This is a genomic window from Pseudomonas sp. EA_65y_Pfl2_P78, from assembly GCF_963970495.1.
Taxonomy (GTDB): domain Bacteria; phylum Pseudomonadota; class Gammaproteobacteria; order Pseudomonadales; family Pseudomonadaceae; genus Aquipseudomonas; species Aquipseudomonas baetica_A.
In genome coordinates this window covers 1-25,098 of the sequence record NZ_CAXAON010000013.1, presented here as the reverse complement: position 1 = coordinate 25,098, position 25,098 = coordinate 1, and the positions used below count along the sequence as shown (strand labels likewise).

The 25,098-nt window shown below is 59.5% G+C and carries 29 protein-coding genes; 25 read left to right on the top strand and 4 right to left on the bottom strand.

Annotated elements, in window-relative coordinates; all coding sequences use genetic code 11:
• Nucleotides 1-22: 22 nt before the first annotated feature.
• Together selO and trxC are read left to right on the top strand one after the other, a co-directional pair.
• Complete coding sequence (selO, locus tag AACY02_RS12825) at nt 23-1,486, top strand: protein adenylyltransferase SelO (protein ID WP_339432245.1); 1,464 nt, start codon at nt 23-25, stop codon at nt 1,484-1,486.
• 80 nt (nt 1,487-1,566) lie between these two features.
• Nucleotides 1,567-2,001 carry a thioredoxin TrxC gene (trxC, locus tag AACY02_RS12820; RefSeq protein WP_339432244.1) on the top strand — a complete coding sequence of 145 codons (435 nt, stop codon included), beginning with the start codon at nt 1,567-1,569 and terminating at the stop codon, nt 1,999-2,001.
• A 131-nt stretch (nt 2,002-2,132) separates the two neighbouring features.
• Here trxC and AACY02_RS12815 read toward each other — a convergent pair whose 3' ends face one another.
• Complete coding sequence (locus AACY02_RS12815) at nt 2,133-2,903, bottom strand: ParA family protein (protein ID WP_339432243.1); 771 nt, start codon at nt 2,901-2,903, stop codon at nt 2,133-2,135.
• A gap of 384 nt (nt 2,904-3,287) precedes the next feature.
• Between AACY02_RS12815 and AACY02_RS12810 the strand changes: the two genes are divergently transcribed.
• The 21 genes from AACY02_RS12810 to queC all read left to right on the top strand — a co-directional run bounded on the left by AACY02_RS12810 (nt 3,288) and on the right by queC (nt 21,953).
• Nucleotides 3,288-4,007 (top strand): beta-ketoacyl synthase chain length factor, encoded by a 720-nt coding sequence (locus AACY02_RS12810; RefSeq protein ID WP_339432242.1) that lies wholly within the window; start codon nt 3,288-3,290, stop codon nt 4,005-4,007.
• The gene (locus AACY02_RS12805) at nt 3,983-4,798 is read left to right on the top strand and encodes a lysophospholipid acyltransferase family protein (protein ID WP_339432241.1); all 816 of its coding nucleotides are present in this window, start codon (nt 3,983-3,985) and stop codon (nt 4,796-4,798) included. Before AACY02_RS12810 ends, AACY02_RS12805 begins: the two co-directional genes overlap by 25 nt.
• Nucleotides 4,773-5,033, top strand: coding sequence for a phosphopantetheine-binding protein (locus AACY02_RS12800; protein ID WP_339432240.1), 261 nt, complete (start codon nt 4,773-4,775; stop codon nt 5,031-5,033). Before AACY02_RS12805 ends, AACY02_RS12800 begins: the two co-directional genes overlap by 26 nt.
• 9 nt (nt 5,034-5,042) lie before the next feature.
• Nucleotides 5,043-5,297: an acyl carrier protein gene (locus AACY02_RS12795; RefSeq protein WP_064388843.1), complete on the top strand. Its 255-nt coding sequence runs from the start codon at nt 5,043-5,045 to the stop codon at nt 5,295-5,297.
• Nucleotides 5,294-5,839 carry a hypothetical protein gene (locus AACY02_RS12790; RefSeq protein ID WP_339432239.1) on the top strand — a complete coding sequence of 182 codons (546 nt, stop codon included), beginning with the start codon at nt 5,294-5,296 and terminating at the stop codon, nt 5,837-5,839. The genes AACY02_RS12795 and AACY02_RS12790 overlap by 4 nt, the downstream gene beginning before the upstream one ends.
• Entirely contained in the window at nt 5,836-7,515 is a 1,680-nt protein-coding gene (locus AACY02_RS12785; RefSeq protein ID WP_339432238.1) for an AMP-binding protein, read from the top strand. Before AACY02_RS12790 ends, AACY02_RS12785 begins: the two co-directional genes overlap by 4 nt.
• A complete protein-coding gene (locus tag AACY02_RS12780) occupies nt 7,508-8,242 on the top strand; it encodes a glycosyltransferase family 2 protein (RefSeq protein WP_339432237.1) in 735 nt (244 codons plus the stop codon). Before AACY02_RS12785 ends, AACY02_RS12780 begins: the two co-directional genes overlap by 8 nt.
• A complete protein-coding gene (locus tag AACY02_RS12775; protein ID WP_339432236.1) occupies nt 8,239-9,186 on the top strand; it encodes an LpxL/LpxP family acyltransferase in 948 nt (315 codons plus the stop codon). Before AACY02_RS12780 ends, AACY02_RS12775 begins: the two co-directional genes overlap by 4 nt.
• On the top strand, nt 9,167-10,711 hold the full coding sequence (locus AACY02_RS12770; RefSeq protein ID WP_339432235.1) for an HAL/PAL/TAL family ammonia-lyase: 1,545 nt from the start codon (nt 9,167-9,169) through the stop codon (nt 10,709-10,711). Before AACY02_RS12775 ends, AACY02_RS12770 begins: the two co-directional genes overlap by 20 nt.
• Nucleotides 10,704-11,129, top strand: a complete 426-nt coding sequence (locus AACY02_RS12765) for an acyl-CoA thioesterase (RefSeq protein ID WP_339432234.1) — start codon at nt 10,704-10,706, stop codon at nt 11,127-11,129. The genes AACY02_RS12770 and AACY02_RS12765 overlap by 8 nt, the downstream gene beginning before the upstream one ends.
• Nucleotides 11,126-11,728 carry an outer membrane lipoprotein carrier protein LolA gene (locus AACY02_RS12760; RefSeq protein WP_339432233.1) on the top strand — a complete coding sequence of 201 codons (603 nt, stop codon included), beginning with the start codon at nt 11,126-11,128 and terminating at the stop codon, nt 11,726-11,728. Before AACY02_RS12765 ends, AACY02_RS12760 begins: the two co-directional genes overlap by 4 nt.
• Nucleotides 11,712-14,075 (top strand): MMPL family transporter, encoded by a 2,364-nt coding sequence (locus tag AACY02_RS12755; RefSeq protein WP_339432232.1) that lies wholly within the window; start codon nt 11,712-11,714, stop codon nt 14,073-14,075. The genes AACY02_RS12760 and AACY02_RS12755 overlap by 17 nt, the downstream gene beginning before the upstream one ends.
• Nucleotides 14,062-15,309 carry an NAD(P)/FAD-dependent oxidoreductase gene (locus AACY02_RS12750; RefSeq protein ID WP_339432231.1) on the top strand — a complete coding sequence of 416 codons (1,248 nt, stop codon included), beginning with the start codon at nt 14,062-14,064 and terminating at the stop codon, nt 15,307-15,309. Before AACY02_RS12755 ends, AACY02_RS12750 begins: the two co-directional genes overlap by 14 nt.
• Nucleotides 15,306-16,031: a class I SAM-dependent methyltransferase gene (locus AACY02_RS12745; RefSeq protein ID WP_339432230.1), complete on the top strand. Its 726-nt coding sequence runs from the start codon at nt 15,306-15,308 to the stop codon at nt 16,029-16,031. The genes AACY02_RS12750 and AACY02_RS12745 overlap by 4 nt, the downstream gene beginning before the upstream one ends.
• The gene (locus AACY02_RS12740; protein WP_339432229.1) at nt 16,031-16,621 is read left to right on the top strand and encodes a hypothetical protein; all 591 of its coding nucleotides are present in this window, start codon (nt 16,031-16,033) and stop codon (nt 16,619-16,621) included. The genes AACY02_RS12745 and AACY02_RS12740 overlap by 1 nt, the downstream gene beginning before the upstream one ends.
• Complete coding sequence (locus AACY02_RS12735; RefSeq protein ID WP_339432228.1) at nt 16,618-17,814, top strand: beta-ketoacyl-[acyl-carrier-protein] synthase family protein; 1,197 nt, start codon at nt 16,618-16,620, stop codon at nt 17,812-17,814. Before AACY02_RS12740 ends, AACY02_RS12735 begins: the two co-directional genes overlap by 4 nt.
• Entirely contained in the window at nt 17,811-18,275 is a 465-nt protein-coding gene (locus AACY02_RS12730; protein WP_339432227.1) for a hotdog family protein, read from the top strand. The genes AACY02_RS12735 and AACY02_RS12730 overlap by 4 nt, the downstream gene beginning before the upstream one ends.
• Nucleotides 18,268-18,996, top strand: a complete 729-nt coding sequence (gene fabG, locus AACY02_RS12725; protein ID WP_221731292.1) for a 3-oxoacyl-ACP reductase FabG — start codon at nt 18,268-18,270, stop codon at nt 18,994-18,996. The genes AACY02_RS12730 and fabG overlap by 8 nt, the downstream gene beginning before the upstream one ends.
• Complete coding sequence (locus AACY02_RS12720) at nt 18,996-20,222, top strand: beta-ketoacyl-ACP synthase (RefSeq protein ID WP_339432226.1); 1,227 nt, start codon at nt 18,996-18,998, stop codon at nt 20,220-20,222. The genes fabG and AACY02_RS12720 overlap by 1 nt, the downstream gene beginning before the upstream one ends.
• A 25-nt stretch (nt 20,223-20,247) precedes the next feature.
• Nucleotides 20,248-21,051 carry a hypothetical protein gene (locus AACY02_RS12715; protein ID WP_339432225.1) on the top strand — a complete coding sequence of 268 codons (804 nt, stop codon included), beginning with the start codon at nt 20,248-20,250 and terminating at the stop codon, nt 21,049-21,051.
• A 203-nt stretch (nt 21,052-21,254) separates the two neighbouring features.
• A complete protein-coding gene (gene queC / locus AACY02_RS12710; protein ID WP_339432224.1) occupies nt 21,255-21,953 on the top strand; it encodes a 7-cyano-7-deazaguanine synthase QueC in 699 nt (232 codons plus the stop codon).
• Nucleotides 21,954-22,007: 54 nt separating this feature from the next.
• On the opposite strand, the gene AACY02_RS12705 is transcribed toward queC, so the two are convergent.
• Together AACY02_RS12705 and AACY02_RS12700 are read right to left on the bottom strand one after the other, a co-directional pair.
• A complete protein-coding gene (locus AACY02_RS12705; RefSeq protein ID WP_339432223.1) occupies nt 22,008-22,886 on the bottom strand; it encodes a queuosine precursor transporter in 879 nt (292 codons plus the stop codon).
• The gene (locus AACY02_RS12700; protein WP_339432222.1) at nt 22,870-23,475 is read right to left on the bottom strand and encodes a helix-turn-helix transcriptional regulator; all 606 of its coding nucleotides are present in this window, start codon (nt 23,473-23,475) and stop codon (nt 22,870-22,872) included. The genes AACY02_RS12705 and AACY02_RS12700 overlap by 17 nt, the downstream gene beginning before the upstream one ends.
• Nucleotides 23,476-23,838: 363 nt before the next feature.
• Here AACY02_RS12700 and AACY02_RS12695 point away from each other — a divergent pair, with 363 nt between their 5' ends.
• Both AACY02_RS12695 and AACY02_RS12690 read left to right on the top strand, forming a co-directional pair.
• Entirely contained in the window at nt 23,839-24,186 is a 348-nt protein-coding gene (locus tag AACY02_RS12695) for a DUF6124 family protein (RefSeq protein ID WP_339432221.1), read from the top strand.
• A gap of 56 nt (nt 24,187-24,242) precedes the next feature.
• Entirely contained in the window at nt 24,243-24,497 is a 255-nt protein-coding gene (locus AACY02_RS12690) for a hypothetical protein (RefSeq protein ID WP_339432220.1), read from the top strand.
• A gap of 131 nt (nt 24,498-24,628) precedes the next feature.
• Here the strand turns inward: AACY02_RS12690 and AACY02_RS12685 are convergent.
• A partial coding sequence (locus tag AACY02_RS12685) for a transposase (RefSeq protein ID WP_339432219.1) occupies nt 24,629-25,098 on the bottom strand: 470 nt, incomplete at its 5' end.

Genomic DNA, 25,098 nt, shown 5'->3' with positions numbered 1-25,098 from the left:
GACATTCTGCTGGAGCCGGCCCTTGAAAGCCCTCGACGAACTGACCTTCGACAATCGCTTCGCCCGCCTAGGCGATGCGTTCTCAGCCCACGTGCTGCCTGAGCCGATCGACAATCCGCGTCTGGTCGTCGCCAGTGCCGCGGCCATGGCATTGCTGGACCTCGACCCGGCAACGGCTGAAACCGAGGAATTCGCCCAATTGTTTGGCGGCCACAAACTGTGGGCCGACGCTGAACCTCGGGCGATGATCTATTCCGGGCATCAGTTCGGCGGCTATACGCCGCAACTGGGCGATGGGCGCGGTTTGCTGTTGGGCGAGGTCTGCAACGCGGCGGGCGAACACTGGGACCTGCACCTCAAGGGCGCCGGGCAGACGCCGTTTTCGCGCATGGGCGATGGCCGTGCGGTACTGCGTTCGTCGATCCGTGAGTTCCTCGCTTCCGAAGCGCTGTACGCATTGAACATTCCTTCGTCGCGGGCAGCCTGCGTGATCGGTTCCGACACACCGGTCTGGCGCGAAAAGCAGGAGCGCGCGGCGATGGTGCTGCGTCTGGCGCCGAGCCACATCCGCTTTGGCCACTTCGAATATTTCTACTACACCAAGCGCCCCGAGCAGCAGAAGCAACTCGGCGAGCACGTACTGGCGATGCATTTCCCCGAATGCCTGGAACAACCGGAACCGTATCTGGCGATGTTCCGCGAAATCGCCGAGCGCAACGCCGAACTGATCGCCCAATGGCAGGCCTACGGCTTCTGCCACGGCGTGATGAACACCGACAACATGTCGATCCTTGGCATCACCTTCGACTTCGGCCCGTTCGCCTTCCTTGATGATTTCGACGCCAACTTCATCTGCAACCACTCCGACGATCAGGGCCGCTACTCGTTCAGCAATCAAGTGCCCGTCGGCCAGTGGAACCTCAGCGCACTGGCTCAGGCGCTGACGCCGTTCATCAGCGTCGAAGCCCTGCGCGAAGCCCTGGGCCTGTACCTGCCGCTGTTTCAAGCGCATTACCTGGACCTGATGCGCCGTCGACTCGGTTTCACCACCGCTGAAGATGACGATCAATTGCTGCTGGAAAACCTGCTGCAACTGATGCAGAACAGCGGCGTCGATTACACGCTGTTCTTCCGCCATTTGGGTGAAACCTCACCGGAACAGGCCCTCGCCCGCTTGCGTGACGACTTCGTCGATATCAAGGGTTTCGATGCCTGGGGCGAGCGTTACGTGGCGCGGGTTGCCCGCGAAGGCACGCGTGATCAGGAACAGCGCCGAGCGCGGATGCACGCGGTGAATCCGCTGTACATCCTGCGCAATTATCTGGCGCAGAAAGCCATCGATGCGGCTGAGCAAGGGGATTACTCAGAGGTGCGCCGTTTGCATGCGGTGCTGAGCAAGCCGTTCGAGGAGCAGCCGGGGATGGAGAGTTATGCAGAGCGGCCGCCGGAGTGGGGCAAGCATTTGGAGATCAGTTGTTCTTCTTAAAGGGCTGGACTCCATCTTGATAAGCGATTCGTGCGTCTCCAGATAAGGCGTACGCATCGTAAACCTTCTCCGAGCCGAACATGACCAACCCACTCCTGATCCCCTGCCCCTCCTGCAACGGCCTTAACCGCATCCCCGCCGAGCGCCTCACCGACCAGCCGAAGTGCGGCCGCTGCAAATCCGCAGTGCTGTTGAGCAAACCGTTCGAACTCAAGCAAGGCGACTACGCCAGCCAGATCAAGGGCGATCTGCCGTTGTTGGTGGATGTGTGGGCCGACTGGTGCGGGCCGTGCAAGTCGTTTGCGCCGGTGTTCGAGCAGGCGGCGGCGCAGTTGGCGGGCAAGTGCCGGTTGGCCAAGCTTGATAACGAGGCGAATCAGCAGTTGTCGGCGCAGTTGGGGATTCGCTCGATTCCGAGTCTGATTCTGTTCAGGAACGGCCGGGAAGTGGCGCGTCAGAGTGGCGCGTTTGCGCTGCCGCAGTTGATGAGCTGGCTGCGCAGCCAAGGGATCTGACACACCCCAACACCCCATGTGGGAGCGGGTTTGCTCGCGAAGGCGTCGGATCCGTCAACTAAAGTATTGAATGTGACGGCCATTTCGCGAGCAAGCTCGCCCGCACCAGGGACTAAGTGTGTCTCAGAACCTCAGGCGTCTTCGAGCAGGTTGTGCAGTTCAACAAATTGCTGGGTCAGCTTGTGTCGCGGATCGAGGTGGATCAGCGGTGTGCTGGCCTGATGCGACTCGCGCATGCGCACCGAACTGCTCAGATACACCGGCAGCACCGGCAATCCTTCTGCGATCAGTTCATCAAGCATCTGCTGCGGCAGACTCGCCCGGGCCTGGAACTGATTGACCACGATGCCCTCGACTTCCAGCCCTTCGTTGTGGTCTTCCTTCAACTCCTGGATTTCCGCGAGCAAGCCGTACAGGGCCTGACGCGAGAAGCTGTCGCAATCGAAGGGAATCAGTACGCGATCTGCGGCAATCAGCGCCGATACCGCATAAAAATTCAGCGCCGGCGGCGTATCGAGGTAGATCCGGTCGTAATCTTCCGACAGCTCATCGAGCAACTTACGCAGTTTGTTGATCTTGTGTTTGGCTTCGAGCTTGGGCTGCAAGTCCGCGAGTTCGGCGGTCGCGGTGATGATGTGCAGGTTGTCGAACGGCGTTTCGTAGATATCCGCCTGATTCTTTTTCGAGAAGGGCCCCGAGGACAGGGTCTGCTTGAAGAAATCGGCAATACCCATCGGGATGTCGTTGCCAGTGAGCCCCGTCAGATACTGAGTGGAGTTGGCCTGGGCATCGAGATCCACCAACAGCGTGCGATAACCCTCGCTGGCGCTGACCGCCGCCAGATTGCAGGCAATGCTGGATTTGCCTACACCACCTTTCTGATTGAACACCACGCGCCGCATGACAAAACCTCCGTGTATCAAAGAATGACCGAGTGTAGATGCGGGCGACCGTGCTTCGCTACCTTCACCGACACGGACTACAAGGTCATACATCAATATCCGGCGACAGGCAGCGTAAAAACCGCCATCAAACACCAACATGTCCGACAGACAGACTGCATTCAATGTGAATAATGGCCAAGTGACAGTTTTGTCGCGAACCACTCGGTACATTTCATTGCACAAAATGTAACCAGCATTTGCTACACACTCCTTGCACCGGGATAATGCGCGCCACCCGGCGCCAAGCGCCACGCCACCTCCAGCGCAGTCGGTTCATCTGCGCCGCGGCTTTGGCGACTCAAAATGCGTCAACAGAAGCCCGCAGGGGCGGGATGAGCGTCCGTGATCAACTTCAACATCGCCCAATGGCGCGCGTGGGCCCCGGGGCTCGACAGCGTGGACGCCTGGCAGGCCTGGAGCCGACAACCGGTCGAGCTCCAGAGCAGTGATGCCGCGCCCGATGTATCGTTCTTGCCGGCCATGCAGCGGCGCCGACTCAGTCGCCTCGCCCGAATGGCCTTCAGTGTTGGCTGGCCGCTGGCCGACGGACGGGAACACCTGCCACTGGTGTTCGTCTCCCGCCACGGCGAAACCCCGCGCACCTACGAAATTCTCAGTGATCTTGCCAAAGACGAACCGCTGTCACCGACCCAGTTCAGCCTGTCGGTGCACAACGCGATCATCGGCCTGTGGTCGATCATGCGTGGCGAAACCAGCGAAATGACGGCCCTCGCCGCTGCGGGCGACGGCCTCGAACACGGCATGCTTGAAGCCGCCGCTCTGCTGAACGAAGGCGCCCCGGCGGTGTTGCTGGTGATCACCGAAGAACAGCCGCCCGAAGCCTATTGGCAGTGGATCGACGATGTGCCGTTTCCGTACGCACTCGGTCTGTTGCTGACCCCCGGTACCGACTGGCGGCTGAGCCTGAACAGCACCTCGCAAGCACTGTCCAAAGCACAATGGCCCCACGCACTGAGTCTGTTGCGCACCCTGCTCGGCCAACAACCCCATTGCCAACATGCCTGGAAAAATCGTCTATGGACCTGGCAACGCAACCCATGACCGAGAAAAAACGTGACGCCTATTACTGGCGCCTGCTCGCCACCGCCGCCAGTTTCGCGCTGTTCGGGCTCGGTGGACTGTGCCTGCGCGTACTGGTGTTTCCGCTGCTCGCCTGCCTGCCCGGCGATGCCTTGGCCCACCGCCAGCGTGCGAGGCAGACCGTCAGTCGGCTGTTCTGGTTTTTCGTACGGTTCATGACCCGCTCCGGCGTGCTGACCTACGACATTCAAGGTGCCGAACGTTTGGGCCGACCGGGGCAAATGATCATCGCCAACCACCCGTCGCTGATCGATGTGGTGTTTCTCATCGGCCTCGTGCGTCAAGCCAATTGCGTGGTGAAGAAAAGCCTGTGGGAAAACCCCTTCACCCGGGGTCCGCTGCGCAGCACCGAATACATCAGCAACGACGGCAGCATGGACATGCTCGATGCCGCCGCCGAGTCTCTGCAAAACGGCCAGACCCTGATCATTTTCCCCGAAGGCACGCGCACGCAACCGGGACAGGCACCCGCCTTTCATCGGGGCGCCGCAGCCATTGCCCTGCGGGGTGCGAAGATCCTAACGCCGGTGATCATCACCGTCAGCCCGACCACTTTGACCAAAGCCGAACCCTGGTATCGGATCCCCAGTCGCCGTGTGCACTTCAGTTTTCGTGTCGGCGCCGATATAGACCCACAGACATTCGCAGCGCAAGGGCCTGCACCGCAGGCCTCGCGCAAGCTCAACGATTATTTGCACTCTTACTTTATTAAGGAGCTCGCCCAAGATGAGCGATCTGCATCGGGACATTAAAGAGCTGATCATCGACGCCCTCGGCCTCGAAGACATCAGCGTTGAAGACATTGACGACGATCAGACACTGTTCGGCGAAGGCCTGGGCCTGGACTCTGTCGACGCACTGGAACTGGGTCTGGCGATCCAGAAAAAATACGGCATCAAGATCGATGCTGATGCCAAAGACACCCGTAACCATTTCTCCAACGTGGCGAGCCTTGCGGCATTCGTCACGGCAAAACAGGCAGCTTGAGACCGGACCATGCAAACTCGTGATGACATTTTCAACACCCTGCGCGATGCCCTGGTCGAGCTGTTCGAACTGGACCCGGCCCGTGTGAGCCTGGACTCCAACCTGTATCAGGATCTGGAAATCGACAGCATCGATGCGGTCGATCTGATCGATCACATCAAACGCCAGACCGGCAAGAAAATCGCCGCTGAAGAGTTCAAATCGGTGCGTACCGTGGGTGACGTGGTCGAGGCGGTCTACCGTCTGGTTCAACCGGCCGCATGAGCCGATTGATCGGCCTCGGCCTGTTACTGGCCGGCCTGCTGTACCCCTTTGCGGTGTATTTCGGCATGGAGCACTTCGCCCCGTGGCAGTTCGGACTGCTGCTGGGCAGCCTGTGGCTGGCGCGGGCACTGACCGGCGAGCGCAAGCCAGGCAGCCTGTGGATGGCCAGCGTGGCCATCGTGTTCTGCCTGCTGCTGGCGGTGTTCGATAGCCCAATGCTGCTGCGCTGGTACCCCGTGCTGATCAGCGGTTTCATGCTGGTGCTGTTCAGCCTGAGCCTGAAATTCGGCCCACCGATGGTCGAACGGCTGGCGCGGCTGCGTGAGCCGCAGTTGCCCGCCAACGCGATTCGCTACACCCGCAAGGTCACCGTAGCGTGGAGCATCTTTTTCTTCTGCAACGGTTTGTGCGCCGCCCTCCTCACCCTGTGGGCGCCGCTGAATTGGTGGATGTTGTACACCGGCCTGATTTCCTACGGATTGATCGGCCTGATGTTTGCCATTGAATGGCTGATACGACAACGGGTAAGAGGCCGTACATGAACTGGATAAAACTTGAGCAGTTATTGCTCAAGGCGCTGCCGACGCGGGCGATCAGCCACGCACCTGCACTCGATCACGCGCAACTGCGCGAGCAAGCGCTACGCGTTGCCGCCGGCCTGCAAGCTCAGGGTGTACGGCGCTTGGCCGTGCATCTGGAAGACGCCGCCGATCTGGCCATCGCCCTGTTAGGCGCCTGGCGCGCAGGTGTCCAAGTGTTGCTGCCCTCGGATCTGCAAGCGCAGACCCGTCAGCGCTGGTCAGATGAAGTCGACCTGTGGCTGACCGATCAAAGCGGTGACAGCCATTTAGGGGACTTCGATCAGCCGCCATTGCCCGGCGCGGAACTGGATCTGGATGAGTGCCGCTTGAGCCTGTGTACTTCCGGTTCCAGCGGCGAGCCCAAGCGCATCGACAAATCCCTGCGCCAACTGGCCAATGAAGTCCACGCGCTGGAGCAGCTCTGGGGGGCGGATCTCGGTGAAGCCTGCATCATCGGCAGTGTCGCGACTCAGCACATCTACGGTTTGCTGTTCCGTGTGCTCTGGCCGCTGTGCGCCGGTCGAACGTTCGTGCGCAAGCAACTGGCCTTCTCCGAAGATTTGCAACGCGCCAGCCGCGAGCACTCGACCTTTGCCTGGGTCGCCAGCCCGGCGCTGCTCAAGCGCATGGGTGACAACCTCGACTGGCCGGCCCTGAGCGCAGTGCGCCGGGTATTTTCCTCCGGTGGCGCGCTGCCGGCAGAAGCCGCACAGAGCCTGCATCAACGCCTGCAACAGTGGCCGACGGAAATCCTCGGCAGCTCCGAAACCGGTGGCATCGCCTGGCGTCAGGGCGCAACGCTGTGGCAACCCTTCGCCGACGTCGAACTGACTCAGGACAACGACGGCGCACTGCTGATTGCCTCACCCTATCTGCCCGCCGGGCATGTCGAACACACCGCCGACGCTGCGCGCATCGGCGCCGATGGTCGTTTCGAACTGCTCGGGCGACTGGACCGGATCGTCAAACTGGAAGAAAAACGCATCTCGCTGCCAATGCTCGAGCACGCCCTGATCGCCCATGATTGGGTCGCGGAAGCGCGTCTGGGTGTGGTGCAGGAAAACCGTGCGTCGTTGGGCGCCTTGCTGGTGCTCAGCGAGTCGGGCCTGTTTGCCCTGCGTGAACATGGCCGCCGCAGCCTCACCGAAGCCCTGCGCAAGCACCTCAGCGAGCATTGCGAAGCCCTCGCGCTGCCGCGTCGCTGGCGTCTGCTGCGTCAATTACCGCTGAACAGCCAAGGCAAGCTGCCGCAGGCCGATGTCGAAGCGCTACTGCTGGCGCCCCGGCCGAAAGCCCCCGATGTGCTGGATCAGCTTGAAACCGACGGTGAATGGAGCCTGCAACTCAGTGTTCCACCGGACCTGGCCTATTTCAGCGGCCACTTCCCCAAAGCCCCGGTGTTGCCGGGCGTGGTGCAAGTGGAATGGGCGCTGAACCTCGGCCGCCAACGGCTGAACCTGCGCGGTACGTTTGCCGGCATGGAAGTGTTGAAGTTTCAGCAACTGGTGCGCCCTGGCGATGAAATTCAACTGCACCTGCGCTTCGATCCCGAACGCAACAAGCTGTATTTCGCCTATCGCAACGACACCGCCACCTGCTCCAGCGGCCGGATCTTGCTGGAGACCGCTCATGCATAACCCTTGCGCTGTGATCCCGGTCTACAACCACGAAACCGCGATCACCACCGTGGTCGACGCCCTGCTCGCCCAAGGCCTGCCGTGCATTCTGGTGGACGACGCCAGCACGCAATCCTGCGCGCGCGTACTTGAGGGGCTGGCCGAACGCGACAACGTTTTTCTGGTGCGCCTGACCGCCAATCAGGGCAAGGGCGGCGCGGTGATGACCGGCCTGCGCGAAGCCGCAAGACTGGGTTTCAGCCATGCACTGCAGGTCGATGCCGACGGCCAGCATGACTTGCACGACGTCGCTCGTTTCGTCGAAGAATCCCGAGCGCATCCACACGCGATGATCTGCGGTTATCCGCTGTTCGATGAAAGCGTGCCCAAGGGCCGTTTGTATGCCCGCTACCTGACCCACGTGATGGTGTGGATCAACACGCTGTCGCTGCAGATCCGCGATTCGATGTGCGGTTTTCGGGTGTACCCGCTGGCCTCGACGCTGGCGTTGATCAACTCGGCGAAAGTCGGCAAACGCATGGATTTCGACTCGGACATTCTGGTGCGCCTGTCGTGGCGCAATCAGCCGATGCGCTGGCTGCAAACCAGCGTGCATTACCCGTTGGATGGCGTCTCGCACTTCCGTCTGTTCCACGACAACGCACTGATTTCCAGCATGCACACCCGGTTGTTCTTCGGCATGTTGCTGCGCTTTCCGCTGATCCTCTGGCGGCGGTGGCGCGCATGAATACCGAGACCGACAAAAAACACTGGGCCGACCGCGAGGAACGCGGCAGTTTCCTGTTGATGAAATTCACCGCGCTCGCCGCCAAAGTCCTTGGACGTCGGCTGCTGAGCCCATTGCTGTACGGCATCGTCCTGTACTTTTTCCTGTTTGGGCGAGTCGCGCGGCGCAGTGCCTGGCAATACCAGCAACGCCTGGCCGACTGGAGCCAACGCGAAGACCTGCAGCCGAACCATTGGCGGGTGTTCGGCCAGTTCATGGCCTTCGCCGATTCGATGCTCGACAAGCTCGACGTGTGGAACGGCAAACTCAAAATCGAGCAGATCGAAATCATCGACCCGGCGCTGCTGCGCAATCAGTTGCGCGGCAGTCGCGGGCAACTGCTGGTCGGCGCGCACCTGGGCAATCTCGAAGTGTGCCGCGCACTGGCGGAGATCGGCGAAAAAGTCACCATGAATGTGCTGGTACACACCAAGCACGCCGAGCAGTTCAACCGTTTGCTCGGCGAGGCCGGGGCGACCAATCTGCGCCTGATTCAGGTCAGCGAACTCGACCCGGTGATCATGCTGCAACTGCACGAACGCCTGGAGCGTGGCGAGTGGCTGGCGATTGCCGGCGACCGCGTGCCGCTGCATGGCGGGCGCAGCGTGACCGTCGATTTCCTTGGCCACCCGGCGCCGTTCCCGCAAGGGCCATGGCTGCTGGCCGGTCTGCTCAAATGCCCGGTCAACCTGCTGATGTGCCTCAAACAACCCGACGGCCACTACCGCCTGACCCTCGAACCGTTCGCCGACGCCGTAGTGTGGAAGCGCAGCGAGCGCGAGCAGGTCATTCATCAGTGGGCGACCCGCTATGCGCAGCGCCTGAGTCACTATTGCCTCGAAGCGCCGCAACAATGGTTCAACTTTTACCCTTTCTGGAAGACCGATGACGACGCCAACCCATGAGCCGGTAACCTTCGGCGAACGCCCTTTGCGCATCGAAGACGTGCTGGCCCTGGCCAACCGTCAGGCGCCCGTGCAGTTGCAGAGCGACGCGGTTTACCGTGAACGCATCGCCAAAGGCGCACGGTTCCTCGATTCGCTGCTGGACAAGGAAGGCGTGATCTACGGCGTAACCACCGGTTACGGCGATTCCTGCGTGGTCGCGGTGCCGCTGCATCACGTCGAAGCGTTGCCGCGTCATCTCTACACCTTCCACGGTTGCGGCCTCGGCAAACTGCTCGACGCCCAGGCCACCCGCGCCGTGCTGGCGGCGCGTTTGCAGTCGCTGTGCCACGGTGTTTCCGGGGTGCGGATTGAACTGCTCGAGCGTCTGCACGCCTTCCTCGAATACGACATCCTGCCGCTGATCCCCGAAGAGGGTTCCGTCGGCGCCAGCGGCGACCTGACGCCGCTGTCCTACGTCGCGGCAACGCTGTCCGGCGAGCGCGAAGTGATGTTTCGTGGCGAGCGCCGTCAGGCTGCCGATGTGCATCGCGAACTCGGCTGGACGCCGCTGGTGTTGCGCCCCAAAGAAGCGCTGGCATTGATGAACGGCACCGCTGTGATGACAGGCCTCGCCTGCCTGGCCTACGCCCGCGCCGACTATCTGCTGCAACTGGCCACGCGCATCACCGCGCTCAACGTGGTGGCGCTGCAAGGCAATCCGGAACACTTCGACGAACGCCTGTTCGCCGCCAAGCCGCATCCGGGGCAAATGCAGGTCGCCGCGTGGCTGCGCAAGGATCTGGCCATCGACGCGCCGACTGCGCCGCTGCATCGCTTGCAGGATCGCTATTCGCTGCGCTGCGCCCCGCACGTGCTCGGCGTACTGGCCGACAGCCTGAACTGGCTGCGTTCGTTCATCGAGACCGAACTCAACAGCGCCAACGACAACCCGATCATCGACGCCGAAGCCGAACGTGTCTTGCACGGTGGGCACTTCTACGGCGGGCACATTGCGTTCGCCATGGACAGCCTGAAAAACCTCGTGGCCAACGTGGCCGACCTGCTCGACCGTCAACTGGCGTTGCTGGTGGACGAGCGTTACAACCACGGTTTGCCGAGCAACCTGTCCGGCGCTCCGGCTGATCGGGCGATGCTCAACCATGGCTTCAAGGCTGTGCAGATCGGCACCAGCGCCTGGACCGCCGAAGCGTTGAAAAACACCATGCCGGCCAGCGTCTTCTCACGCTCCACCGAGTGCCACAACCAGGACAAGGTGAGCATGGGCACCATCGCTGCCCGCGACGCGATCCGCGTGCTGGAACTGACCGAACAGGTTGCCGCCGCCACGCTGCTGGCCGCGAACCAAGGCGTGTGGCTGCGAGGTCAGGCCGCAGACGCTCGGCCACTGCCACCCGCACTGGCCGCGATGCACGAGGAACTTGCCCATGACTTCCCGCCGGTCATCGAAGACCGTGCACTGGAAGGCGAACTGCGCCTGTGCCTGCAACGCATCGCCGCGCAACACTGGAGGTTGCATGCGTAGTGCCGGAGTGCTTCACGCCGATACGGAAATCCTCGTACCGTTCTTTGACGTCGATACCCTGCACGTGGTCTGGCACGGCCATTACGTCAAATACCTCGAAGTGGCGCGTTGCGCGCTGCTGGACAAGATCGGCCACAACTACACACACATGGTCGAGTCCGGTTACGCCTGGCCGATCATCGACCTGCAACTGCGCTATGTGCGTGGCGCGGTGTTCGGCCAGAAGCTGAACGTGCGCGCCAGCCTGGTCGAGTGGGAAAACCGTCTGAAGATCAACTACCTGATCACCGATCTGCAAACCGGCGAACGCCTGACCCGCGCCAGCTCGGTGCAGGTCGCGGTCGAGGTCTGCAGTCGCGAGATGCAACTGGCCTCGCCGAAAGTCTTCACCGATGCCGTGGAAAGGATGCTGCGATGAACCTGTTTCTTGGAAGTCTCGGCGCGCTGGCGCTGCTGGCCGTGTCGACGTTGGCCAACGCCTTCGACCTGCAACAGCTCAGCGAACAACTGGCCAAACCGGACGTAATCCACGGCCAGTTCATTCAGGAAAAACACCTGCGCGCCCTGCCTCAGCCGCTGGTCAGCAAGGGCCGTTTCGTCCTCGCCAAAAACCTTGGCCTGCTCTGGCGACTGAAGACCCCGCTGCAGCAGGACTACCGCATCAGCGCCAAAGGCATTGCCCGGCGTGACGCCAGTGGCTGGCAATGGCTGCCGAACAAAAGCGCCGGGGCCGAACAGAACCGTTTGTTCCTCGCTGTATTGCAAGGTGATAGCAGTGGTCTGCAACGGGATTTCGAACTGGCCCTGAGCGGCGATGCGCAGAAGTGGACACTGACCCTGACCCCGCGCTCGTTATTGCTCAAGCAAGTGTTCAACCAGATCAACATCAACGGCGGCGCACTGGTGCAAACCATCGAACTGCTGGAAACCCAGGGCGACAGCACTGTACTGCGCATGCAGGACAGCACCGCCGACCAACCGCTGAGCGACGCGGAGCAACATGACTTTGCCGAGTGAACGCAAGCTGCCGTGGCTGTTTCTGATCCTGCTGCTGGCGGTGATCGCACTGGCCGGTTGGCAGTGGCGCGACGGTGCGCCGTTGTCGGCCAACCTGATGGAACTGGTGCCGGGCACAAACCCGGACGCCCTCCAATTGCGCGCCGAACAACGCATGCAGGAACCGCTCAACCGCGAAATGCTGGTGCTGGTCGGCCACACTGATCGTCAGAAGGCGTTGGCCATGGCCCAGACCCTGGGCGAGCAGTGGCAAGCCAGCGGACTGTTTGAAACCGTGCAGTGGAACCTGCAAGCAGACCTGCCGGCCCTGCGCAAACAACTGCTGGACGGTCGGCTGGCGATGCTCTCGGCGGATGATCGGCAATTGCTGAGTGAACATCCCGACGCCTTCATCCAGCAACGGGTGCAGGCGCTGTACGACCCCTTTACCGGCTTCAGTCTGGTCCCCAGTCAGGATGACTGGCTGGGCCTGACCGGGCGCATCCAGAACAGCCAGCCCAAGCACGGCGCAGTGCAACTGGACATCGGCAGTGGTGCATTGGTCGCTGATGCCGACGGCAAGAACTGGGTCATGCTGCGCGCGCGCACCACCGGCAACGCCTTCGACATGAACCTGCCGCTGCAAGTCGCCGCCCTGCTGCAAAACAGCCGCGAGCAAGCGGCTGAATCAGGTGTGCAACTGCTGGCCGCCAGCGGTCTGCTGTACGCGGCCAATGGTCAACAGCAAGCCACTCGCGAGATGACCTGGGTCGGCGGCGGTGCCACCCTCGGTATTCTGTTGCTGCTATTGCTCGCCTTCCGCCGATGGCAGGTGTTGCTGGCATTTATGCCGGTGCTGGTCGGCATGTTGTTTGGTGCGGTGACGTGTGTGGCGCTGTTCGGCCATATGCATGTGATGACCCTGGTATTGGGCTCCAGCCTGATTGGCGTGGCGGTGGATTACCCGCTGCACTACCTGTCCAAGAGCTGGAGTTTCAAGCCCTGGCGCAGTTGGCCGGCCTTGCGTCTGACCCTGCCTGGGCTGACATTGAGCCTGATCACCAGCGTCATCGGTTATCTGGCACTGGCGTGGACGCCCTTCCCGGCGCTGACGCAAATTGCCGTGTTCTCCGCCGCCGGGTTGCTCGGTGCCTACCTCTCGGCGGTGTGCCTGCTGCCGGCGCTGTTGCGCAATGTCGAACTGCGCCCGGCACAATGGCCACTGCATCTGGCCGAGCGTCTGGTGAATCTGCGAGAACGACTGCTTGAACACATCTGCACACCGGTACTGTTGGCACTGCTGATCGCCTTCTGCATCGGCGGCCTGGTGCAACTGCAAAGCAAAAACGACATCCGCCAATGGGTCGGCACGCCACAACGCCTGACCGATGAAGCACAGACCATTGCACGCATCACCGGCTATCAACCGACCAGCCAGTTCTTCCTGATTCGCGCCGCCAATCAGCAGCAATTGCTCGAACGTCAGGCCGCACTGAGCGGGCGCCTGCAACAACTGGTCAACCTCGACAAGCTGCAAGGGTATCTGGCGCTCGATCAACTGGTCAGCCCGCCAGGTCAGCAGCAGACAGTGCGTGATGCGTTGAGCCAACTGGCGCAGCACTGGCAACCACTGCTCGACCTCGGCGTGCCCCTCGCCGCGCTGCAAAACGAGCTGCAACAGCTACAAAATCTACCCGCCAAGGACATCGACGCCGCGCTGGCCGGCCCGCTTGGCGAACCCTATCGCACGCTGTGGCTCGGTCCGACCGAGCACGGCGTTGCGGCAATGACCAGCCTGCAAGGCCTGAACAACCCGGCGCTGTTGCGGGTGCAGACGCAAGACCTGCCGGGCGTTGTCCTGGTGGATCGTCTCGGCAAGCTCAATGATGTTTTCGCCGCGACCCAGATCAGCGCCGCCGAACTGAAACTCGCCTCCTGCGTGTTGATCGTGCTGGTGCTGATCGTGCCGTTCGGTTTAGGCGGCGCATTGCGCATCGTGGCCCTGCCATTGCTCGCGGCGCTGTGCAGCCTGGCCAGCCTTGGCTGGCTCGGCCAGCCGCTGACCCTGTTCAGTCTGTTCGGCTTGTTGCTGGTCACGGCCATCAGCGTCGATTACGCGATCCTCATGCGTGAGCAGGTTGGCGGCGCGGCGGTCAGCCTGCTCGGCACGTTGCTGGCCGCCGTGACGACGTGGCTGTCGTTCGGTCTGCTGGCGGTGTCGAGTACACCGGCGGTGAGCAACTTCGGTCTGTCAGTGAGCCTCGGACTGGCCTTCAGCTTCATTCTTGCCCCTTGGGCCGGGCGTCATGTCCACACGCCCCTGAATACCACCGCCATCGCGCCCGAGAGTTCACATGCCCATCATTGAAACGCAGCGTCGCCAGGTCGTCATTATCGGCGCTGGCCCCTCCGGCGCCATCGCCGCCGCGCTGCTCAAGCGCAAGGGCCACGATGTGCTGGTGATCGAGCGCCAGCACTTCCCACGCTTTTCAATCGGTGAAAGCCTGCTCAGTCATTGCCTGGATTTCGTCGAAGAGGCTGGCATGCTCGACGCCGTCAACGCCGCTGGCTTCCAGCGCAAGACCGGCGCGGCGTTTGCCTGGGGCGAGCGCTACAGCGCGTTCGATTTCAGTGACACCTTCACCGACGGCAAACCGACGACGTTCCAGGTGCAACGCGCCGATTTCGACAAACTGCTGGCCGACCAAGCGGCGCTGCAAGGTGCTGAAATCCGCTATGGCGATGCCATCGTCGGCGTCGATTTCGACCGGGCGAAACCGCAGCTCGAGGTGCGCCGCGAAGACGGCAGTGAGTACCGCCTCGAGGCGGATTTCGTGCTCGATGCCAGTGGTTACGGGCGCGTGCTGTCACGTTTGCTCGATCTCGAAGCGCCGTCGAATTTCCCGGTGCGCCAAGCGGTGTTCACCCACGTCGAAGACCACATCGACCACCCGGCCTTCGACCGCGAAAAAATTCTCGTCACCACCCACCCGCAACATCGCGATATCTGGTTCTGGACGATCCCGTTCAGCCACGGCCGTTGCTCGGTGGGCGTGGTCGCCGCCGCAGAACATTTCGCCGGTCGCGATGCAGATCTCGATGCCTGCCTGCGCGGTTTCATCGCCGAAACGCCAAGCCTCGCCCGTGTGCTGAACAACGCGGTGTGGGACACCCCGGCGCGAACCCTCGGTGGTTATGCGGCGAATGTGAAAACCCTGCATGGCCCGGGCTTCGCTCTGCTCGGCAACGCCGCGGAATTTCTCGACCCGGTGTTCTCCTCGGGCGTGACCATCGCCATGCGTTCGGCGAGCATGGCCGCCGCCGTGCTGCACCGTCAGTTGCAAGGCGAAACCGTCGATTGGCAGCGCGAGTTCGCCGAGCCGCTCAAACGCGGCGTCGACACCTTCCGCTGCTACGTCGAGGGCTGGTACGCCGGCACCTTTCAGGACGTGATTTTCTATGAAGACAGTCAGGCGGAGATTCGCCGGATGATCTGCTCGATCCTCGCCGGCTACGCCTGGGATGAGCGCAACCCGTTCGTCAGCGAAGCGCGCCGCCGGTTGAAGATGATTTCCGAACTTTGTGCAAAGGACGCCCCATGAGTTACCTGAGCGACAACTATGTCGAAGAAACCCGCTTCGGTTTCTGGTTCCTGCGCAGCCACACCTGGCAGCACCATGTGTTACGTGTAGCGATCAACGATCTACGCAGCCTGTTCAGCGAAACGCTGCCCGCGAACCCGGTGCTGCTGGACGCCGGCTGCGGCCAGGGCAAGTCGTTCCGCCACCTGAGCCAGACCTTCGCCCCGCAACGTTTGATCGGTATCGATGCCGATCCGCACAGCCTTCAATTGAGCGGTGAAGAAGCGGCGCGGCAGGGTTTGGACGTCGAGTTGATCGGCAGTGATTGCGCAACCCTCAACGTGCCGGATGCCAGCGTTGATCTGCTGTTCTGTCACCAGACGTTCCATCACCTGGTCGAACAGGAAAAAGCCCTGGCCGAGTTCTATCGCGTGCTCAAACCGGGTGGCTATCTGCTGTTCGCCGAGTCAACCGAGGCCTACATTGATACGTGGGTGATTCGTTGGCTGTTCCGCCATCCGATGCATGTGCAGAAGAGTGCAGCGCAGTATCTGCAGATGATTCGTGAACAAGGTTTCGAGTTTGGCGAGCGCAATGTTTCGTACCCGTATTTGTGGTGGAGCCGCTCGAAAGATTTTGGCTTGCTGGAACGGTTTGGATTGCGCAAGCCCAAGCCGTTTGGCCAGCGGGAGGAAACGTTGGTGAACGTTGTCGCCCGAAAACCATTAGCAGGGGCGTGCTGATGCAACACCTGACCTGTGGGAGCGGGCTTGCTCGCGAAAGCGGTGGATCAGCTTGCATTGATGCCGGATGTGCCGACGCCTTCGCGAGCAAGCCCGCTCCCACAGGGGTTATGGTGTGGCTGGTATTGTTGGTAACGGCCCTGTTGAGTGGTTGCGCCAGCCAGGCGCCACTGCCGGCGGGCAACCCTGCTTTGCCACTGCCCCTGCAATTGCACATCGAGCAACTCCAGGGCGATCAGCGTCAGGACTGGCTCTTGGTGATCCAGCGCGAGGGCCCCGGCATTCGCTGGTCGATGATGGACCCGCTGGGCATTCCTCAGGCGCGCCAGCAATTGATCGACGGTCATTGGCAGCCCGATGGTCTGCTGCCGCCCAACCCGCAGGCCCGGGAGCTGTTCGCCGCGCTGTTGTTTGCCCTGACCCCGTCCGGCGAACTGCTACGCAATTACCCCGCCGCGCTGCAGCACGACGGGCAACGTTCCCTGGCGCCGCGCTGGAACATTCGTTATTCACAACCGTTGAGCTTCGATGTGAACCTGCCTCAAGGCCCGCACTATCGCGTGTCTCCACTCGGTGAACCGACGCCATGACTGCCTACCTGAATGCCCTCGGCGTGATCTGCGCCCTGGGTCGCGACAAGCAAGAAGTGGCCCGCAAGCTGTTTGCCGGCGATTGCTCGGGCATGTGCAGTGAATCCGGCTGGGTGCCCGAGCGTGTGTTGCCGGTAGCGGCGGTACACGGTGAACTGGCGCCGATTCCCGCAGCGCTTCATGACCAGAGCAGCCGCAACAATCAACTGTTGCTGGAAGCCGCGCTGCAGATCCGCGAAGACATCGATCAGGCGATCCAGACCTTTGGCCGCGAGCGCATCGGCGTGGTGCTCGGCACCAGCACCTCGGGCATCGACGAGGCCAGTCGTGGCCTGGCGCACTTCATTCGCGAGCAGCAGTTCCCGGTCGAGTATGACTATCGGCAACAGGAACTCGGCGCCCCGGCCAACTTCCTCGCCGACTGGCTGCAATTGAGCGGCCCGGCTTATGTGATTTCGACCGCCTGCACCTCCAGCGCCCGCGCCTTGATGAGCGCACAGCGCCTGCTTGATCTGGGCCTGTGCGACGCGGTGCTGTGCGGCGGTGTCGACAGCCTGTGCAAACTGACCCTCAACGGTTTCTCGTCGCTGGAAGCCATGTCCGACGAGCGCTGCAATCCGTTCTCGGCCAACCGCAACGGCATCAACATCGGTGAAGCAGCGGTGCTGTTCGTCATGAGCAAGCAACGGGGCGACGGCCCGGCCATCGCCTTGCTCGGGGCGGGTGCCAGCTCTGACGCGCATCACATTTCCGCCCCGGAACCGAGCGGCCGCGGTGCACTGCAAGCGATGCACAAAGCCTTGAGTCGTGCCCATCTGCAGGCAGCGCAGATCAACTATCTGAACCTGCACGGCACCGCGACCCAACACAACGACGCCATGGAAAGCCTGGCCGTCGCCACGCTGTTTCCCGACGGCGTGGCCTGCTCATCGACCAAACCGATGACCGGTCACACCCTTGGTGCGGCCGGTGCGCTGGAAGCCGCTTTCTGCTGGCTGAGCCTGAGTGCCGACAATCACGAACACGCACTACCACCGCACGTCTGGGATGGCCAGGCCGATCCCGCGCTGCCGCCGCTCAAATGGGTGACTGCGAACGCACGCCTGACGTCCATTGCACCGCGCTACCTGATGAGCAACTCGTTTGCCTTCGGGGGCAACAACGTCAGCCTGATTATCGGAGACGCCCCATGACCGACTGGCCGCTCGCCGAATTACTGCCGCACGCCGGCGACATGATCCTGATCGACCAAATCATCAGCTTCGATGAAGAGCAGATTTACACCCGGCTCACGGTCAAACCTGACAGCCTGTTCAGCCTGCCCGACGGTAGCCTGCCCGCGTGGGTGGGCATCGAACTGATGGCGCAAAGCGTCGCTGCCTTCGCCGGTTGCCATGCACGATTGAAAGGCAATCCGGTGGAACTGGGCTTCCTGCTCGGCACGCGCAAGTTCGAGTGCAACGTCGCCGCGTTCGCCGCTGGCAGCGAGTTGACCGTTCACGGCATCCGCTCGCTGGAAGACGACAACGGCATGGGCGTGTTCGAATGCCATATCAACGCTGACGGCATCCACGCCAGCGCCCGGCTGAATGTATTCCGCCCACCTGCGGCGGCTGATTATCTTGAACAGAAAAAGGCGTCGAACGATGACTGAATCCGTACTGGTCACCGGCTCCAGCCGTGGCATCGGCCGCGCCATTGCGTTGCGCCTGGCGCAAGCCGGGCACGACATCGTCCTTCATTGCCGCAGCGGCGTTGCCGAGGCGCAAGCGGTACAGGCTGAAATCGAAGCGCTGGGCCGCCACGCGCGCATCCTGCAATTCGATGTAGCCGATCGCGAAGCCTGCAAAAGCATTCTTGAAGCCGACGTCGAAACCCACGGTGCCTATTACGGCGTCGTGCTCAACGCCGGCCTGACCCGCGACGGCGCTTTCCCCGCGCTGAGCGACGACGATTGGGACGTGGTACTGCGCACCAACCTCGACGGTTTCTATAACGTCCTGCACCCGGTGATGATGCCGATGATCCGCCGCCGCGCCGCTGGTCGCATTGTTTGCATCACTTCGGTGTCGGGATTGATCGGCAACCGTGGCCAGGTCAACTACAGCGCCTCCAAGGCTGGCGTGATCGGTGCGGCGAAAGCGTTGGCGATTGAACTGGGCAAGCGCAAAATCACCGTTAACTGCGTCGCGCCGGGCCTGATCGACACGGCGATGCTCGACGAAAACGTGCCGGTGGAAGAACTGATGAAAATGATCCCCGCGCAACGCATGGGCACCCCTGAAGAGGTGGCCGGTGCGGTGAATTTCCTGATGTCGGCGGAAGCCTCGTACATCACCCGCCAGGTCCTGGCGGTCAACGGAGGCTTGTGCTGATGAAGCGCGTTGTCGTCACCGGCATGGCCGGCATCACCTCGCTGGGCAGCGACTGGGAAACCATCTCGGGCAACTTCGCGGCCAACCGCAGCGGTATTCGGCGGATGGACGAGTGGGATCGCTTCAGCGAACTCAACACGCGTCTGGCCGGGCCTATCGATGATTTTGTCGTCCCGGTGCACTGGACCCGCAAACAACTGCGCAGCATGGGCCGGGTGTCGCGTCTGGCTGTCGGTGCAGCGGAACAAGCCCTCGCCGATGCCGGTTTGCTCGGCGACGCATCGATCAGGGACGGGCGCATGGGCGTGGCATGCGGCTCGTCCACCGGCAGCACCGACGAGATCAAGGCGTTCGGCAACATGCTCCTCAACTCGGTGGCCGAGGGCCTCAACGCCAACTCCTACGTGCGCATGATGCCGCACACCACAGCGGCGAATATCAGCATCTTCTTTGGCCTGACCGGTCGTTTGATCCCGACATCCAGCGCCTGCACCAGCGGCAGTCAGGGCATCGGTTATGCCTACGAGGCGATCAAGTTCGGCCGCTTGCCGTTGATGCTCGCCGGCGGTGCCGAAGAACTCTGCCCGACCGAAGCCATGGTCTTCGACGCGCTCTACGCCACCAGCCTGAAAAACGATGCGCCACAAACCAGCCCTCGCCCCTACGACAAGGGCCGCGACGGTCTGGTGATCGGCGAAGGCGGCGGCATGCTGGTGCTCGAAGAGCTGGAACACGCCCTCGCTCGCGGCGCGCATATCCATGCCGAAATCGTCGGTTTCGGCAGCAACGCCGACGGCCAGCACACCACACGCCCGGAACAAACCACCATGCGCCGTGCCATGGAATTGGCGCTGGAAGACGCCGGCCTTACGCCGCAGGCCATCGGTTATGTAAATGGCCACGGCACCGCTACAGAACAGGGCGACATTGCCGAAACACTGGCGACCAGCAGTTTGTTCGGTGAACGCATGCCGATCAGCTCGCAGAAGAGTTTCCTCGGCCACACCCTCGGCGCCTGCGGCGCGCTGGAGTCGTGGTTCAGCATCGAGATGATGAATCGCGATCTGTACGTGCACACGTTCAACCTCGACGAGGTCGATCCGCACTGCGGCAAACTCGATTACCTGCGCGGTGAATTCCGCCCGATGCATCACGACTACGTGATGAACAACAATTTCGCTTTTGGTGGCGTCAACACCTCGTTGATTTTCCGCCGCTGGCACTGACCGCAACACGTTTGGAGTGAAGGGAATGACTCAGTTTCACCGCATCGCCGCTCTGTTGGCACTGGCTTTTGTGCTCGGCGGTTGCACCAGCAAACCGGTTTACAACGCCAAGGAAGAGTTCTCGCCCAACTTAGGCTTCACCCAGCAACAGATGAGCCGCGCCATCGTTACCGCGCTCAACGACCGCCAGTGGGTCGTGCAATCGGTACGCCCGGGCATGATCAAGGCCGCGATCACCGTACGCGGTCGCCACCACGCCGAAGTCGACATCCCGTTCAGCCCGACTTCGTTCGAAATCGACTACCGCAGCAGCTACGGCCTCGATGCCAAGGACGGCAAGATCCACGGCAACTACAACCGTTGGGTCAACCGCCTGCGCGACAACGTACTCAAGGAGCTGTCGATCAACCCGGACATCGAGTTCGTCAACGACCTGGGCATCGTCAAGCAAGGCGCCGACGAACCGACCTACCTGAGCTTTCGCGAAGGCGTCAAACGCGCCACCGACGCCGGCCTGCTGGACGGCAGCGTGAAGTTCTACCTGGCTGGCGAAACCCTGCCCAAGCAAGTGCGCAAACTCGACACCGTGAGCAGCAGCCGCAAGACCAACGGCTCGAACAAGTCCGACGAAGACGCCTGCTTCTGGGCCCTGCAATCGGCGCTGGCGACCCTGCAGAACGCCGCGAAAAAAGCTGACGCCAACGCCGTGATCAACATCGCCAGCGTCGACCAGCGCGACCTGTACAAAGACACCGAAAAATTCCAGTGCCGCGCGGGGATGCTGGTTTCCAGCGTGGCGTTGCGTGGTGACCTCGCGCACGTGGATTGATTGAATAAGGTCATGTAGTGAGTGGGGTTATCCCCCTCGCCACAGAGGGCGCCATTCAGCACCCTCTGTTCATCTATTTCACAAAAAAATACACATAAGGAAAGCTCAGCGTGTCATTTCGGAAGCGTCTGACACGCAGTACATTTTCTACTCTGTAAGGTTGATGCCGCCGCGATCAAGCGGCACACCCCAAGGACGAAAAAATGCGTAAAAAAGCGGTTATCGTTTTCAGCGGCGGCCAGGACTCAACAACCTGTTTGATCCATGCCTTGCCGAAGTACGACGAAATTCACTGTATTACGTTTGATTACGGACAGCGTCACCGTGCTGAAATCGACGCCGCGCGGCAACTTGCGCAGGAATTGGGCGTTACCGCCCATAGCGTGTTAGACGTAAAACTGCTTAATGAACTAACTGTCAGCAGCCTGACACGCGACAACATTCCAGTTCCGACCGCTAACAAATCCGGTAGCGAATTGCCCAATACTTTCGTGCCAGGAAGAAACATACTGTTCCTGACTTTGGCCTCGATTTATGCCTATCAGGTTCAGGCGCAGACTGTAATTACGGGTGTCTGCGAAACGGATTTTTCTGGTTACCCCGATTGTCGTGATGATTTTGTGAGGGCATTGAATACAGCTATCAAGTTAGGCATGGAGTATGAGTTACAACTTGAAACGCCACTAATGTGGCTGACTAAATCCGAGACTTGGGCACTAGCCGATTACCATGACCAATTGGAATTGATTCGCGAACGGACGCTGTCTTGTTATAACGGGATAAAAGGCAATGGCTGTGGAGAGTGTGATGCCTGTAGTCTTCGCTCGAAAGGACTTGAAGAGTTCATGAAAAACAAGAAAAAACTTACGAACAGCATGAGATACAGATTGAGATTGAACTAATCTCAAAAACGAATTGAGGGCGAGAAGGGGTCGACCCGCTCGCCCGCTCTGTAGTCATGCGATCTGACTTTGCACGACGAATTTCTTGAAGAGCGATCTTGCACCGTATGCGGGAAGAATATTAAAAAACGCAAAAAACATCTTTACGGTTATCTGCACCACCACTATTGACATTATCTCTGCTTTTCCCAAAGCACCAGAAAAAGCTATAAAACAAAAAAGAACACTATCAATTAAAACCGCAAAGAAAGTACTTAGAAAAACCCGCAAGAAAAGATACTTCGAGTTCGTTAACTGCTTAATTTTACATAATAGGTATGAATTCACATACTCAGAAAAAAGAAACGACACAGATGAAGCCAATAAAACCGAAGACACATGCGATACTACCTCACTGTATGGGCCGTCAAGCTTCCAGCCCGGTAAGCCGGGCATCATTTCTGCTGCACTTAACAACAAGATAATCAGTGCATTGCTTAAAAACCCGAAAAAAATCGCTCTTCTTGCCAGCTTGAATCCATACAATTCATTAAGCATATCAACGACTAGAAATGTTAAAGGATAAAGAAACACCCCAGGTGTTAAAACGACATCCAGATCCTCTAAATATATTAACTTTGTCGCGCCAATATTGGAAAACACATATAACACCAAGAGCAAAAGATTTAGTGCAACATAGACCATCCAAGATTTTTCGTGACGATCAGCCATATCATAGGCAGTCAGCGCCGCCCCCATGGAATAATACTTCCTATATATACTTTTTACTTCCCTCCTACTAAGGTCATCTATCACATCGCTTTTCACCAACTCCGCCAACTTAATCTTTATCAGTTTTCCCGTTGAGATCACCATAATTACCGCAAGTTTTTTATCAGATTCAAATGCCAGCAATTTATATTTTTCGTTATCAATCTCAATATTTCCCGACATTAAGCCTCTCCTCCACCAAATCCCCAACGACCCCTATCTCATTAGACTCGACATCTGAGTTGGCGACGATGGATAACCTTCCCGTAAGCTTGTTATAAACGAGCTTTTCTCCGCGACTAGTCGACGCCCCCTTTCTGACGATCAAAAGATCGCCAACCTCGTTAGCCCCGCTAATTTCGTTCTCCAAAAGTACACCTATAAGATTACTGACCGTTCCGAAGTAGTAGGTCAACGGATGAGACACGGCTAACTCTCCAATCCGTTTGTCCAGATTTTGCAAAAGATCGCTTTCTCTGATAACAGGAACCGCGGCCGGATTCATGTTTCCATGAAGGGAAACAGTAGATTCGATGATTTCTCTCTCTTCAAAATTGACTGTTTCAATCTCCTTGTACGACACACCGAAGAAATCCGATATTTTGCGAATCGTAGACTGCTGTACGTTAACAACTCGACCCTCGAGGATATTGTAGATGGTCGTTCTGGTCAGTCCGCTAGAGTTGCACAGTGAAATACGCGTCTCACCGCGACTCTCTATGAGGTACTTAATATTCCGCTTTAGTTTTTCTGCCTTCTCTTTCTTATGCATTTATATCTGCCAATCACTGAATAGTTTCTAATACACTAGCCGGGTGTAGCAGTTTAAAAAAGCCACCCTTCGAAAGAACGCAAAGCAGTCACACCAAAACCGGATTGTACATCTACAACGACGCGTTTAAGTCAATGTTGAATATCTTCAGGCAGCCATAGGACAAATCCCACAATAAAACCAGATGATACTTACAGTAATTTCTAATGAATCATTTAATTACATAAATGTTCAATTATTTGGTTAATAATAACGAAGTTTCTGGTTATAACTTACTACGTAGGCAGTACCTCATCGTTACCAATTAACTACGAAAGGCCGGAAGGGATGCCGCATTTCTTGAGCCTTCAGGGAGATTTCAAAATGAAAAAAAACAATCCCGATCGTCCGCGGTCTCCAAACAACAAAGGCGGCACCATCGATACCCCTAAGCTATCCGCAACCACCGAAGCCCTTTTCAGTAAACGCTTGCGCAACCCAACTCAAGTCAGCCATATGTTCACCATCCTTCCGAACGTGGATAACGAATCCATCCTCTGCCACGCCTGTGAGAATCTCGCTTCGCTGAACGTTATGGCCACCGATCTTGCGGGCGAGCTGCAGCGATCACAGCGCAACATTGCTCTGGCCATTCAGCAATTCGCTGTGCTTTGCGAGTTAGCGGTGAATCGGGCGCTGGATAACCTTGACCCGCCGCAGGGTTTTGCTTGAAAGCCCCCTACAACTACTAAGTCACCGTTTTTTTCGCCAAATGGAGGTTTTTTGTCATGGATCGATACCTGCCCATCACCGGCATCGACTGCAAAATCGCATCGCTGCTGATCGACACCGAAGCACCGCTGGACGTATTGCACGAAACCGCTGCGCACCGTATTCGTACCGCGACCCAACTGCTGGAAAACCTCGCGCACGAGGAAGGGGTTTACAGCGAGTTGGCAAAGGTGCTGGTGACGTCCTTACGCGACGGCTGCGATTTGCTCGATGTCATCGGATGGCGCTTACAGCAGCAAATGTCTACATAGAGAGAATTGCAATAAACGACAAGGGCGCCATTCCAGACTGTGTGAAAACACACTGATGGTGGTTTCAAGCAAACGCCCCGACTTGTTCGGGGCGTTTGCTTTTGTGCGGACGGCAGACAAAAAAGGGCGTTTCAGCCCATCAACGCCATCAACTGACGTGCGCCGAGCACGTTAATCGCTCTTTTCAGGTTATAGGCGTTCACCGCCAAGGCCATTTCGGCTCTCGCCCCCTCGAGCTGTCGCAGCAAGAAGCGAGCGTTGCCAAACAACCACTGTTTTAGGTTGCCGAAGGGATGCTCCACAATGGATCTTCGGCTGACCATCATTTCGGGGTGTGCCTGCATTCGCCGCTCCATGCGTTCGAACGCCTCTTCGTGAGCATGGCGTGAGACATATCGGCGCCGGGCCTCAGTACATTGCGCTTTCAGCGGACAAGCGGTGCAGTCGCTGATCGCCGCCTGGTAGATACGATAGCCCTTACTGGTTTGCTTGAGTGTCAGCCATTTTCCGGCGGGACATTGATATCGATCCTGCGACGCATCGTAGGTAAACACTGTTCGGTCAAAGAACTCCTTTTCCTTGCCGCTGGAGTTGCCTGACC